This is a genomic window from Paenibacillus thermoaerophilus (assembly GCF_005938195.1).
GTDB classification, from domain to species: domain Bacteria; phylum Bacillota; class Bacilli; order Paenibacillales; family Reconciliibacillaceae; genus Paenibacillus_W; species Paenibacillus_W thermoaerophilus.
Genome location: NZ_VCQZ01000024.1, coordinates 37,387 through 49,712 on the forward strand (window position 1 = coordinate 37,387; position 12,326 = coordinate 49,712).

General features: G+C 55.9%; 12 protein-coding genes and 2 pseudogenes. 5 read left to right on the forward strand and 9 right to left on the reverse strand.

Annotated elements, in window-relative coordinates:
• The first annotated feature begins 1 nt into the window (after position 1).
• Entirely contained in the window at positions 2-262 is a 261-nt protein-coding gene (locus FE781_RS14730) for an HPr family phosphocarrier protein (RefSeq protein ID WP_138790389.1), read from the forward strand.
• Positions 263-375: 113 nt separating this feature from the next.
• Here the strand turns inward: FE781_RS14730 and FE781_RS14735 are convergent, their stop codons facing one another.
• The 4 genes and pseudogenes from FE781_RS14735 to FE781_RS14745 all read right to left on the reverse strand — a co-directional run bounded on the left by FE781_RS14735 (position 376) and on the right by FE781_RS14745 (position 2,908).
• Entirely contained in the window at positions 376-1,068 is a 693-nt protein-coding gene (locus FE781_RS14735; protein ID WP_342774312.1) for a carbohydrate-binding protein, read from the reverse strand.
• 25 nt (positions 1,069-1,093) lie between these two features.
• Positions 1,094-1,630 (reverse strand): annotated as a pseudogene (locus FE781_RS18195) (glycosyl hydrolase 115 family protein); the annotation flags it as partial.
• Positions 1,606-1,881, reverse strand: coding sequence for a hypothetical protein (locus tag FE781_RS17885; RefSeq protein WP_246068195.1), 276 nt, complete (start codon positions 1,879-1,881; stop codon positions 1,606-1,608). The gene FE781_RS17885 and the pseudogene FE781_RS18195, both read right to left, overlap by 25 nt.
• A 19-nt stretch (positions 1,882-1,900) precedes the next feature.
• On the reverse strand, positions 1,901-2,908 hold the full coding sequence (locus FE781_RS14745) for an alpha/beta fold hydrolase (protein ID WP_138790391.1): 1,008 nt from the start codon (positions 2,906-2,908) through the stop codon (positions 1,901-1,903).
• Positions 2,909-3,128: 220 nt separating this feature from the next.
• Between FE781_RS14745 and FE781_RS14750 the strand changes: the two genes are divergently transcribed.
• Both FE781_RS14750 and FE781_RS14755 read left to right on the forward strand, forming a co-directional pair.
• Positions 3,129-4,817 carry a methyl-accepting chemotaxis protein gene (locus tag FE781_RS14750; RefSeq protein ID WP_138790392.1) on the forward strand — a complete coding sequence of 563 codons (1,689 nt, stop codon included), beginning with the start codon at positions 3,129-3,131 and terminating at the stop codon, positions 4,815-4,817.
• 396 nt (positions 4,818-5,213) lie between these two features.
• Entirely contained in the window at positions 5,214-6,302 is a 1,089-nt protein-coding gene (locus FE781_RS14755; RefSeq protein ID WP_138790393.1) for an aliphatic sulfonate ABC transporter substrate-binding protein, read from the forward strand.
• 72 nt (positions 6,303-6,374) lie between these two features.
• Here FE781_RS14755 and FE781_RS14760 read toward each other — a convergent pair whose 3' ends face one another.
• The 4 genes from FE781_RS14760 to FE781_RS14775 all read right to left on the reverse strand — a co-directional run bounded on the left by FE781_RS14760 (position 6,375) and on the right by FE781_RS14775 (position 10,821).
• A complete protein-coding gene (locus tag FE781_RS14760) occupies positions 6,375-7,718 on the reverse strand; it encodes an LLM class flavin-dependent oxidoreductase (protein WP_138790394.1) in 1,344 nt (447 codons plus the stop codon).
• 31 nt (positions 7,719-7,749) lie between these two features.
• Positions 7,750-8,625, reverse strand: a complete 876-nt coding sequence (locus FE781_RS14765; protein ID WP_138790395.1) for an ABC transporter permease — start codon at positions 8,623-8,625, stop codon at positions 7,750-7,752.
• 131 nt (positions 8,626-8,756) lie between these two features.
• The gene (locus FE781_RS14770) at positions 8,757-9,956 is read right to left on the reverse strand and encodes an LLM class flavin-dependent oxidoreductase (RefSeq protein ID WP_138790403.1); all 1,200 of its coding nucleotides are present in this window, start codon (positions 9,954-9,956) and stop codon (positions 8,757-8,759) included.
• Between the two features lie 217 nt (positions 9,957-10,173).
• Positions 10,174-10,821, reverse strand: a complete 648-nt coding sequence (locus FE781_RS14775; RefSeq protein WP_138790396.1) for a nitroreductase family protein — start codon at positions 10,819-10,821, stop codon at positions 10,174-10,176.
• A 466-nt stretch (positions 10,822-11,287) separates the two neighbouring features.
• On the opposite strand from FE781_RS14775, the pseudogene FE781_RS14780 reads away from it, so the two are divergent.
• Together FE781_RS14780 and FE781_RS18100 are read left to right on the forward strand one after the other, a co-directional pair.
• Positions 11,288-11,502: pseudogene (locus FE781_RS14780) on the forward strand (hypothetical protein); the annotation flags it as partial.
• A gap of 32 nt (positions 11,503-11,534) precedes the next feature.
• Positions 11,535-11,735, forward strand: coding sequence for a DUF6199 family natural product biosynthesis protein (locus FE781_RS18100; protein WP_019004694.1), 201 nt, complete (start codon positions 11,535-11,537; stop codon positions 11,733-11,735).
• A gap of 286 nt (positions 11,736-12,021) precedes the next feature.
• Here FE781_RS18100 and FE781_RS14790 read toward each other — a convergent pair.
• A partial coding sequence (locus tag FE781_RS14790) for a transposase (protein ID WP_211346373.1) occupies positions 12,022-12,326 on the reverse strand: 305 nt, incomplete at its 5' end.

The window sequence follows — 12,326 nt, forward strand, 5'->3', positions numbered from 1 at the left end:
CATGATCACGAAAACATTTACGGTTCTTAATCCCGCGGGCTTCCATGTCCGCCCGATCAAAGCTTTTGTTCAAGCGGCCAGCCAGTTCCCTTGCAAAATCAACGTCATCAACAAAGGGAAAAAAGTGAACGGCAAAAGCTCGCTCAGCATGCTTACCCTCGGCATTGCGGCCCAGGACGAGGTGACGCTGGAGATTGACGGCGAGCAAGAGGAAGAAGCGATGAAGGTATTGGGCGAATTGCTCGTTAAAATTCACGAATAATCGGGATCGGCGGCAAGGCGCGGCCGGGCGGAAAGCTCGCCGCGCCTCCAGCCGGATTAACGTAAGAGAGGGGCTCCGTGCCCCTCTCTTGCCGTTTGCCGAGAACTTTAATTTTATTCCGCCGGGAAAACCCGCATGTCGAAATCAAACGTTCTGGACTTGCCGCCATAGGCGACGGCGACGTTCAGCCTGTATAGAATGGCCTGTCCCGAAGCGCCGAACCGGCAATGGTACATCTCCTTGCCGCCGCGCTCCAGGATTCCGGTATGGGCCGCCGAGCCAAGCGGCTTGCCGTTCCCGTTGGACAAGGAGACGGTCATGTCGAAGCGGCGGCTGAACGTATCGGTGTTGAACAGCCCGATCTGCGCGATCAGAGGTTGGTCCGGGCGTGACGCATCCCATCGCAGCGTCGGCCGGACCTTGAAGATTTCCTCGTCCGCAAGCGCGAAGCGGAATTCGCGAAGGATCGTGCCCGTGACCCCTGCGCCGTCCCGCTCGAAGCGGACGGCCGCTTTGCCGTCGCGGCCGCAATCCGCCGTTATCTCCACGTCGTACACGCCGCTGCGCTCGACGAACACGTCCAGCTCCAGCCACTCGCCCTTCCCGAGCGGACGGCTGCCAAGCGCTTTGAAGGCGCCGGGCACGCCAAACGGGTCGACCGGCGTTTCCTCCGTGCCCTCCCCCATCGCCGGCGCATCCGCCTTGCCGCCGTAATAGCTTTCCGGCGGGCCGAGATAGCTCGGCCGGACTCCGCCGGTATCGATGACGATTTTCTGCAGCACGACGATCGGATCGACCATCCAGATTTTTAACGTTTACCAGACATGGCGAATGCTCGGGCGGATTGGCCCTCGGCACCGTCACCGGGAATACGGCCATGGAGGACAACGTGCGGCCGTAGTCGCCGATTTTCCGCCAGCCCGCTCCGTTCGCCTCTTTCCGTCCCGTATCATGCTCCGCTTCGATGGAGATGCACCCGTCCGTCTCGATAAATCCGGCCAGCGAATCCCGTTCCGGTTCCGCCGGGTTGAAGACGCTCAAGCGCACGGTTGCTTCCGTCCCGCAGGAGCTTGTGACGGTCACGTTTCCGACGATTCGTTCACCCTTCGGTACCGCGTCCCAATCGATGTCCACCCACAGCCGTTTTTGCAGGACGACCACGCCTTCCGTCATACTCAGCTTGATCCAGTCGGAATCGCCGACGGCCTTACATGCGAATGGCTCCGTCCCTTTATTAAAAAGGTCGACGTACCGGCGTTCGCGGGTGTAATTGTCGAACGGCGGAAGCTCGTCGTCTTCATAGAAGGTATTGTCCCATATCGCGGGCCAGAGGTAGTTCGCCTTCAGCCGCAGCAGAAGCTCGAACACGTTCTCGTCTGGATGACGAACGCTTCCCGCTTGCCGGCCAGGTCGCCCGCGTCCAGCTTGCCTTCTTCGATCAGCCGGTCGATGACGGCGCTTTTGCCGACCGTCCCGATGATGACGGCATGTCCGGACCCCGAACATATGGCGAACTTCCCTCCGGATTTTGGTTCGTTTGAACGTATGGTGGACTCATTATACGATATCCTGTCCGCGATACAACGGGGTCCGGCGAAGATGTTTAATTTTCTCGGCAAATCCTTTGATTTGTGGGGGTTAAGACGCAAGCTCGCTCCAAGTTTTATTCAACCACTCAGCGAATCGCTCTTTCTCCTCGAACTGCGGATAATGAGCGGATTTGTCGAAAAGGACAAACTCTTTCACGGGCGCTTCCAGCGCGTCAAAGTATTCTCTTGCCGCATTTACGGAAGTCATATAATCGTATTTTCCCATCACGAAATAACAGGGAATATCCAATCGGCCGACGGCATCCACGATATTGTTCCTCGCTTGTTCCGCCAGCAAGATGTCTTGCGACACCGAAACCCCTCTAAAATAACGGATCACATCAAGCCAATTGTACTCGGGAGCAAAAAGAAACCCCATGACATAATCTCTGTTTTCGTTGATCAATCTGGCGGCGCCGCCGTATTTCCGAATCAAATCTCTGGGCGTTATCCGTTCGCCCTTTTCGATCGATTCCCGAAGCTGCTCCAATCTCTCCACATCCTTTAGGTTGCCGGCAAGCTTCGCCTGCTCTACGGCGTATGCCAGACTGTCCGTTTCGCTTTTCACCGGATCGGCCACCTGCCCGATGCCGATATAGGCAACAAATTTGTCGGGCGCTTTAGCCGCGGCCTTCATCCCGATGTAGGTGCCGTACGAATGGCCGATCAGCAGCACCTTCTCTTGCCCAAGCTTCTCTGTGATATAATCGGTCAACGCCAACAAATCGTCCACGAGCAAGTCTGTCGATAAATTGGAGTAGTCCTCAAAAAAATGATACGATTTCCCGCTCCCCCTCTGATCGTAATGGACGATCGTAAAATTCTCCTCAAGCAAGTCTTGATATTTCCTCACGTAAGGAATTTCGGAACAACCCGGACCGCCATGTACAAAAATCACAATCGGATTGCGCCGGTCCACTCCCCTAATCATCACTTCGTGCCCAGTGCCATTGATTTCGACTTGCCCTAATGTACTTATGCTATGGTCACCCTTGATTCGAGGCGTCCATGTAGGGAATATCAGCCCGCCCGCCACGATTAGAGCAACAACCGCCATGCCGAACTTCCATACAACGGTAATCCGTTTTCTTTTCAATGGACCGCTCCTTGTTCCCAGTATCTTCTGCTTCGATTCTACCCGATGCCGATGGGAACTTAAAGCTTTTCTCCTTTAACGCAGAATGGCGCCAAAATTGAACGATGACAATGTTCGGCAATTTTTGATATGATAAAAAGGAAATTAGTATAAAATAGCAGAGAGGAAGCGCAAAGGCATCATGAAATTCCCAATCCGAATCAAATTACTTGCCAGTTTTCTGGGTATATCCGTCATGCTTGGCGCTGCGGGTATTATCGCGTACGTGTCGATGGGAGTCGTAGACCGCAGTTATTCGGATCTTGTAAACCGGAGAGTGCTGATCTTGCTTCAAGCGAAAGAAATGCAGGTTAAGGCGACCCAAATCAACAGCAGCACCCGCGACTACCTGCTCACGCAAGATTCGGCCGCTATGGATAAAGTGAACGAGGCCGTGGGTCAATTGGCGAACTCGATTCAAGAAGGGGCCTCCATGGTGCAAACGGAAGCCAACAAACGTTTGCTGCAGGACATGCAGGCAAACCTTGAACAAATAAAGCAAGCCCAATCGGAAATGGTCCGTCTGATGCAGACGTCTCGCGAACAGGCGTTGCGCTACGCGACCGACCACTTGTTTCCGCTCAGCCGGGATATCCGGACCAAAAGCGACGAACTCGCCGCCTTTCAACAGACTCAGATGGAGATCGCGAGCGAGGAAAACACGGCGACAGTCGAAAATGCGCAACGGATCGTTATGGTGTCGCTGGCCGTGTCGCTGGCCGCAGCGATCGGACTAGCGCTTTATCTCGCTTCCCGCCTGTCCAAACCGCTTGTCCAGATGACCGCCGCCGCGCAGCTGATCGCAGACGGGGATTTGACGAGAGACATTCCGGTCATTCGAAGCCGGGATGAACTGGGAAGCATGTCCGCGGCCTTCCAGCAGATGGCGTCCCATTTGCGTTCATTGATCCGGACGGTTGCGCTCAGCGCGAAGGAAGTCGCAACAAGCTCCCAGGATCTGGCCTCCAGCGCCGAACAATCGACGCAAGCGGCGCAGCAAGTTACGAAAGCGATTCAGGATATCGCTGCCGGAGCGGATAACCAGGCTAAAGGAGCGGAATCCAACTCCCGCGCAGTTGAAGAGCTGGCGAAAGCGATTCAACGTTTGGCCGCTTCGACGGAAGTCATGCACTCCACGTCTCAGCAAACAGCCGAAAGAGCCGGACGGGGAAGCCAGCTTTTGCAGCGCCTGTCCAGTCAGATGGAAACTGTCCATCAGGCCTCGAACGAATCTTCCGAGATGATGGACAAGTTATACGAACGGCTGTCCGAAATCGGAAGCATTGTCGGCCTGATGCGGGAAATTGCCTCCCAAACCCAATTGCTGTCGCTGAACGCCTCCATTGAAGCGGCAAGAGCGGGAGCAGCCGGGCAAGGGTTTGCCGTGGTTGCAGGAGAGGTGAAGAAACTGGCGGCTCAATCCGAGCAGTCGGCCCATAGCGTAGCCGAGCTTCTGGAGGGGATCTCGCTTCAATCCAGCAAAGTCGCCCAAGCGATCCGTTCCGGCGTCCAGGAAGTGGAAAACGGCTTGAAGTCCGCCTTCGATGCGAATCAAGCTTTCGTTGAGATTCTGGAATCGGTGCGCCATGTGGAACGGGAGGTTCAGGAAGCATCCGTCGTTTCCGAGCAGATGGCCGCAAGTTCGCAAGAAATTTCCGCAGCGATGGAAGAAACGGTCGCCATCTCGGAGGAGACATCGGCGGGTGCCCAGGAAGTAACGGCTGCGACCGAACAGCAGCTTGCTTCTTTGGAACAAATCTCCTCGGCTTCCGCCGAATTGAGCCGAACGGCCCAGGAATTAAACGAGATCGTCTCCCGGTTCCGGGTGTGAACGGCTTTACATTCGGCAAGCCGGGCAATCGCCGGCGAGGCGCCGAAACGCAAGAAAAACAAGCAGCCGGATCGTTTCCGGCTGCTTGTTTTTCTTGCGGCATCATGAAGGACATCCGTGTGCAAAACGTTTCGCCAACATTACTATTCCTACTTGAATAATGGGATTAATGATGTTATGCTGTCTACCAATAACAGTAAATTGCCGATTGGTTCGCCAAAGGCCTCCTGACCTCCGAAACGATTCGGAACGCCAGGAGGCTTTATGTTTTCCGTTTACCGAAGGAGGTGGTCGTGATTACCGAACCATTCGCTTAACGGCGTTTTTGCTTTTTTATGTATCCGCACATCTGTCTTGCAAACCATCGTTTGAATGGGATTACGGAGGGAAAACCGAATGAGACACGCAACCCAACCAACCGGGCGACGCACGCTCGCGACTTTGATTAGCGCTATTCTCGTCTTGCTGTTGGCCGCCTGCGGCCAAGGAGCAGCCACCGGCACACACGCCCCCGGTTCCGTCGACAAACCTCCGAGCAGTCGGCCGAGCGACACTTCGAACGGACAGACGCGGGAAAAAGTCGTCATCCATATCGGCGTTCAAGGAAAAACCGGAATTTTTCCGTACGCCCGCGAGAAAGGCCTCTTCGAAAAAGCGCTGGCCCCCTTTAATGCGGAGGTCAAGTGGCACGAATTCGCAAGCGGCCCCCCGCACTTCGAAGCGTTGGCGGCAGGCCGCATCGACTTTGGCGCCGTAGGCGGAACGCCTGTTATTGCCGGACAAGTCGGCAACGTTGATTTCCGTGCGATAGCCGTAACGGCCGACGGCAAGAAAGGCAATATGATCGTCGTTCCAAAAGACAGCCCGATCAAGGAATTAAAGGACTTGAAAAGCAAAAAAATCGGCGTCGCCAAAGGCAGCAGCGCTTATAACTTCCTTTATCTGGCGATCGACAGAGCCGAACTAAAACGCGACGATATCAAAGTCATTCAGCTTCAACCCGACGAAGCGCGCCCGGCGCTCGACACCGGCGCGATAGATGCTTGGTCCATTTGGGAACCGTATGCGACAACTGCGGTATTTCAGACGGGCGCCAAAATTCTCGTTTCCGGCCAAGACTTGAACATTAACGCTCCCAGCTTTATTATCGCCCGCACGAAGTTCCTGACGGACCATCCCGATCTGACCGTCGAATTTCTGAAGGCGTACGAAGAAGCCCGCCTCTACTTTACTTCGCATATCGAGGAAGTGACCGACGATCTGGCCCAATCGCAGAAGCTGGACCGGGAGATCGTGGCGACCGTATTGAAAAATGCCGAACCGCTGCTCTCCCCGATCACGCCGGAGTTCGCCAAGGCGCATCAGGAACAAGCCGACTTCCTGTACTCTGTCGGCGCGATCGACAAACAACTGGACACGTCGAAGGTGCTGGAGAGCAAATTCGTCGAGCAGGCGCTAAATGAACTCAAAGCGAAGAAGCCATAAACGGATTTATCGCACGGGACATACAAAAAGGCAGCGGTTTTCCCGCTGCCTTTTTGATCCTGCCGTTATCCGTCACAGCCCTTGCGCGTGTTCCCTGCTGAACCGGTTGGCCGGGACAGGCAGGCCGTAATGATCGCGCAGCGTTGCGCCCGTGTATTCCGTGCGGAACAATCCTCTGCGCTGCAACTCCGGAACGACGAAATCGACGAAATCGTCAAATCCCCCGTTCATGATCTGAGGCATAACATTAAAGCCGTCAGCCGCTTCATGCGTAAACCAATGCTCGATAAAATCCGCGATCTGCTCCGGCGTCCCCGCGATCGTCCGATGGCCTCGTCCGCCAGCCAACCGGTGCAGCACTTCCCGCAGCGTCAAATTCTCGCTGCGAGCCAGCCGCACGATCAAATCCGTCCGGCTGACATGACCTCTCACTTGTTCGACCGGGAGATCGGGGAACGGGTCGTCAAGCCGGTATCCCGACAGGTCGAATCCCACGCGCTTCGACAGCATGAGCAGACTATGCGCCGGATTGCTGAGCGCGTTCAGTTCCGCTTGCTTCTCCAAAGCCTCCTCCTCCGTGCGCCCGATCACCGGACAAATGCCGGGCAGAACGATCACATGCTCCGGAGAGCGGCCGAATTGTTCCGCTTGCCGCTTCAAATCACGGTAAAAATGCCGCGCATCCTCAAACGTCTGCTGCGCCGTGAAGATCGCCTCTGCGAATTCAGCCGCAAACCGTCTGCCGTCCCGCGAAGATCCGGCTTGCACCAACAGCGGCCGCCCTTGCGGGGAGCGGGATACGTTCAGCGGCCCTTTCACCGAATAAAACCGGCCTTTATGGTTGATCTCGTGCACCTTGGCGGAATCGGCGTAAAGGCCCGCCTGCTGATCGCATATAAGCGCATCCTCTTCCCAACTGTCCCACAATTTCGTTGCGACATCGAGAAATTCGCGCGCCCGCTCGTATCGCTCCGCATGGTCCATAATCCGGTTGAGATTGAAATTTTGCGCTTCCTCGTCCGTGCCGGAAGTGATGATGTTCCAACCGGCGCGTCCGCCGGACAAATGATCGAACGAAGCGAACCGGCGCGCCAGGTTAAACGGTTCGTTAAAGCTGGTGGATACCGTTGCGATCAGGCCGATTCGGCGCGTGACGACCGCAAGCGCCGTCAGCAGCGTCAGCGGCTCCAAACCGCCTGCCGCGCCGTATCGAACCATGCCGGGGCTCGCCGACAACCGGTCCGCGAAAAAAAGCGAGTCCAGCTTGGCCGCCTCGGCTTTGGCGGCGATCCGCCGGAAATAAGCGAAATCAAACGGTTGGTTCACGTTCGTGTCCGGGTGGCGCCAGGCCGCTTCATGATGGCCCATCGGAGCAACGAACAAATTGAGGTGAAGCTGACGGTTCGGTTTGCGCATCCTGCATTCCCTCTCTTCCGCAAAACGGGGATTATCCGTTGAAGCTGTCGCGCCAACGGAGCAGCCGCCGCTCCAGATAACGGACGAACGAATCCGTCGCCTTGCCGACGACGGCAAAAATGATGATGCCGACGAATACGATCGACGTCTGGGAGAACTGGCGAGCGTCCATAATTAAATAACCGATGCCTTCGCTGGAACCCATCAGTTCCGCAACGACGAGACCCAGCCAGGACACGCCCAGCGACAGGCGCAGACCGAGCAAAATGTTCGGCAGCGCGGCGGGCAAGACGAGCCGCGTAATCTGCTTCCACCGGCTGAATTCGAGGATGCGCGCCACGTCGAAAAGCTTCGCGTCCGCGTTGCGGATGCCCAGGAACGTGTTCACATACAGCGGGAAAAACGCGCCTTTGGCAATCAGCAGCACCTTCGAAAATTCACCGAAACCGAACCAAAGGATAAACAGAGGCGTAATCGCCAGATGCGGAATCATGCGCAACATCTGGACGGTCGGGTCGACCATCTCCTCCACCTGCCGAAACAAACCGACGGCGAAGCCGAGCAATAACCCCAGACCTCCGCCCAGCAGGAAACCGAGGGCGGCTCGGTACAGGCTGATCCACAAATGACCGAACAGTTCGCCGGAAACGATAAGGTCCGCGAACGAGCGGGCGATCGCCGACGGCGCAGGCAACAGGTTCTCGGAGATCAGATTCAGCATGCCTGCGATTTGCCAGACCGTCAGGATGGCGACGGGTAACAACGAGCCACGAAGCAGAACATTCCGTTTATTTAGGCGTTTCAACCGGATGCCGGCGGATCGGTCGCGCTGCGACTCCGGCAACGGCAAGCCGGCTCCGGTGTCCTTCGTCAAAACGGGACGGGTGATCGCTTCCGTACGATTCATGGTAACACCTCTCCGTCTCGAATATCGTTAAATGCCGTAGCTGTCTGCCAACTCCGGCCGCAATGACGCCCGCGGATCGTGCCTGGCCGCGGGTCCATGACGGCGACGCGGTTGAACGTCCCCTTTCCGGATCAGGCCGTCTCATGATACGGAAGCGGATTTCGCCCTTCGCGCTGCGCCAGCTTGCTCTTCACGAGCGGAAGCAGTAGTTCTCCCGTTATCTTCGCTTCTTCCAGATGCGGGTAACCCGACAGGATAAAGGACGAGATGCCGAGATCGACGTATTCCAGCAGCCTATCCGACATCTGCTCCGGCGTGCCGACCAACAGCATCGCGCCGCCGCCGCGAACGGTCGATAACCCCGCCCACAGATTCGGGGCGACCAGGAAGTCATGGTTACGCGATTGCTCGCGCAACTCGTTTTGCCGTTTCTGGCCCGTCGAATCCGTATGATTGAAGCGGGCTCTCGACCGCTCGATCGCTTCAGGCTCGACCTTGCTGATGATGTCCCACGCCTCCCGCCACGCTTCTTCTTCGGTGGGCCGCACGAGCACCTGGGCGCGGAGGCCGTAGCGCAGCGTCCGCTCGATCCCTTTCTCGCGCTTCAACTCGGCGAGTTGCGTCTCCACCTCTTCGATCTGCTCGCGGATCCAATCGAGCGGTTCCGCCCACATCAGGTATACGTCGGCTGTCTCTGCGGCCGTTCGTTTGCCGGCCGCCGAACTGCCGCCGAAGTAAAGCGGAGGGTGAGGTTCCTGCACGGGAGGCGGGAGGCTTGCGCCGCCGTCGAGCTGAAAATGCTTGCCTTTGTAAACCAGCTTCTCGGCCGAGCCATAGGAAGAATTGGCGGCGAGAAATTGTTCGTTGTTTCTTTTGGAACGCGACCATACCTCCTTCACGATTTCGAGAAACTCCCGGGTCCGCTCGTAGCGTTCGTCATGATCGTGCGCCAGCGAGTCGCCGGTGGCGATCAGATCGGCAGGAGCCCCGCCCGTCACGACGTTGACAAGAGCCCGCCCCCCGGACACATAGTCGAGCGACGCCGCCATCCGGGCGGCAAGCACCGGCGCGATGAGACCGGGCCGGAAAGCGACAAGCGGCTTCAAAATTTTCGTATGCGCCGCGATCTGCGATCCGACGATCCACGAATCAATGCAGGAACCGCCGGTTGGGATTAACGCGAACGTAAAACCGGCCTGTTCGGCCGCCTTCCCCACCTCAATCATGTATTCCCCCGTTGATTCCCGTTCCGGTTTGACGCCGATGTGCTTGCCGTCGCCCGTCGTCGGGATAAACCATCCGAATTCCACTTCCGTATGCGGCTTTGCCACATCATTCACGCTCCTCGATCGCAATTTTAATGGGGATAGAAAAAAGACTTACCAACAGCCGCGCGGCCTCGTGCGCTTGGTAAGTCTCCGGCAAACCGGTCGACATCTTGGTGTCTGCCCGTTTTTTTCCAAACCTCATCCATCCGCTTCTACAACATGTCAATCCTTACTCCCGGACGAGAAGCGCATCTCCGCTTCAACGCGGCGATCGCCTCGGTTATGGCCGATGGCCGGGCGGCGGCGCGATCGGCAGCAGACTATCCGCAATCGGCCGCCGGCCATTCGGTTGTTCCAGCTCATGGAAGCTCGGGTCCAACTTGTCCAGGCGGCCTCGATACCCGAGCGCAATAACCGCGTGCAGCGCAATCGACTCCGGCACCTGCAGCGTCTTCCGGGCAAGCTCCTGGTCGAAGCCGCCGACCGCCCGGGTGGACAAGCCGAGTAGCCGCGCCTGCAGCGCAAGCGTCGCCCATGCCGCGCCCGCGTCAAAGGCGTGCGTATTCAGCGGTTCCCCGCTGTCGCGAAATTTCCGGGAGGCAATCAGCAGCAGAACGGGCGCGTTTCGCGTCCACAACTGGTTGCGAGGCAGAATAAACGACAGGAACGTTTCACGCTCTTCCGCCGTGCGGGCCACATAGAAGCGCCAAGGCTGCTGATTGCCGCCGGAAGGCGCCCACCGCGCCGCTTCCAGCACCGTGAACAGCACTTCGTCGCTAACCGGGATGTTCGCGTAGGCTCGCGGCGACCACCTGTTCAGAATGAGGGGATGCACCGGATAATCGGGTTTTCGGTTTGCCAGCACCTCATCGTCATAGGTTAATCCCGCCGGTTGATTTGCGGTGAGAGAAGAATGAATGTTGCTCATCTGGGCCACTCCCAATCTTGGAAAGAATAAATGCAGGAAACCGAGAGTCAAACACGTTGGCTAAGCGTCGTTTCGGCCGATCATCCTTGACCGAACACGCGGTTCAGGAAGGTGGCCGTTTCTTCAACGGCCAGATGAATTTTTCGCGCATCGGCGAAAACTTCTGGTGATCCAGCACTTGTTTGCTCATGGCAATGCCTCCTCTTCTCCATTAAAAAATGAAAGGAGACTTTCCGTATTCCCGCTCCGGGAGCGGCAGAAAGTCTCCAAATAATTGGTGGACATATTTAATAATTCCAATCAGTTTAGTCGGTATAATGCGGGTTGATAAGAGATTACCATGTTTTGCTGGACGGTGTCAACACCGCATTTGAAAATTTGTAATTCGTCTGTGTTAATGTCACGGTGTAACTGTTCTGAGATCATGTCACTATGGGACAGGAGAAGATTACTTCAACTGATTCCGGGATACCGGGCACAGCGCTGGATGGTCGAACGAACCCACTCCTGGATCAACCGTTTTCGCCGACTGCTCGTTCGTTGGGAGAAGAAGTGGAGAACTACGAGGCGATGCTCCATTTTGCTTGCACCTGGATTTGTTTCCGCCATGCAGATGATTTGTCGAAAGATTCTGGAAAAAATCTTGCATCCAAGAACACTCTTTTCGTATTTTATTATTAAAGGGGTAGTTACGATCGTCAGGAGGCGTTCTTATGGGGTTCATTAGCTTGCTTCTTATTATTTTAGGGTTGTTAATGGTCATACGGCCGTCGATTGTTTGGGCCATCATCGAAAGTTGGAAATCACATGATGCAACCGAACCGTCCGGACTCTATGTTGTGTCTGCTCGCATTGGAGGCGTTCTGTTCATCCTTGCGGGCATTGGCGGGGTTCTAGGGTACTGGATACTGTAATCCAGATTATCTAAAAATTTACTGGTAATTAATAGATATGTCTGGTAATGTAGTTCTATCTCCAATATCCCCTAATACGGGATAGGTGAAGATCCGCGTAAAATTGGAGGGAATGAAAATGAAAAGATTCAAAAGGAGTTTTTTTATTTTTGCCGTAGTAGTCGCATTACTGTCGTTGTCGTCCGTTTCAGCCGTTGCTGATTCTCCACCACCATCTGCAACTGTCGTAGACTCGGTAGTGTCCCGTCAAGTGGTGTAAAATCGATTTCTACTGCATGACCTAGATTTACTTCTGCAAGAGCGTAGTGGATGCAAGGGGGAGTTGCTCTCCTTGGACGACTTTGGCCATGGATTCAAGACTGAAATAACGGCGTGCGACTGTCCATTCATCCTGCTGCTCGATCAAAATGGCACCGACCAGTCTGATGACAGATTCTCGATTCGGGAATATCCCTACCACATCCGAACGTCGGCGGATCTCCCGATTCAAGCGCTCTAACGGATTGGTGGAATGAATTTGCCGCCAATGCTCCCTGGGAAAGGCCATGTAGGCCAGTACGTCACTTTCTGCCTGCTCCAGAATATCCATGG

Bases quoted from the DNA above. Each gene is read 5' to 3' on its own strand.
- FE781_RS14775 (WP_138790396.1), bottom strand. From the start codon at position 10,821: ATGAGCAACATTCATTCTTCTCTCACCGCAAATCAACCGGCGGGATTA.
- FE781_RS14760 (WP_138790394.1), bottom strand. From the start codon at position 7,718: ATGCGCAAACCGAACCGTCAGCTTCACCTCAATTTGTTCGTTGCTCCG.
- FE781_RS14765 (WP_138790395.1), bottom strand. From the start codon at position 8,625: ATGAATCGTACGGAAGCGATCACCCGTCCCGTTTTGACGAAGGACACC.
- FE781_RS14730 (WP_138790389.1), top strand. From the start codon at position 2: ATGATCACGAAAACATTTACGGTTCTTAATCCCGCGGGCTTCCATGTC.
- FE781_RS14755 (WP_138790393.1), top strand. From the start codon at position 5,214: ATGAGACACGCAACCCAACCAACCGGGCGACGCACGCTCGCGACTTTG.
- FE781_RS18100 (WP_019004694.1), top strand. From the start codon at position 11,535: ATGGGGTTCATTAGCTTGCTTCTTATTATTTTAGGGTTGTTAATGGTC.
- FE781_RS14745 (WP_138790391.1), bottom strand. From the start codon at position 2,908: ATGGCGGTTGTTGCTCTAATCGTGGCGGGCGGGCTGATATTCCCTACA.
- FE781_RS14750 (WP_138790392.1), top strand. From the start codon at position 3,129: ATGAAATTCCCAATCCGAATCAAATTACTTGCCAGTTTTCTGGGTATA.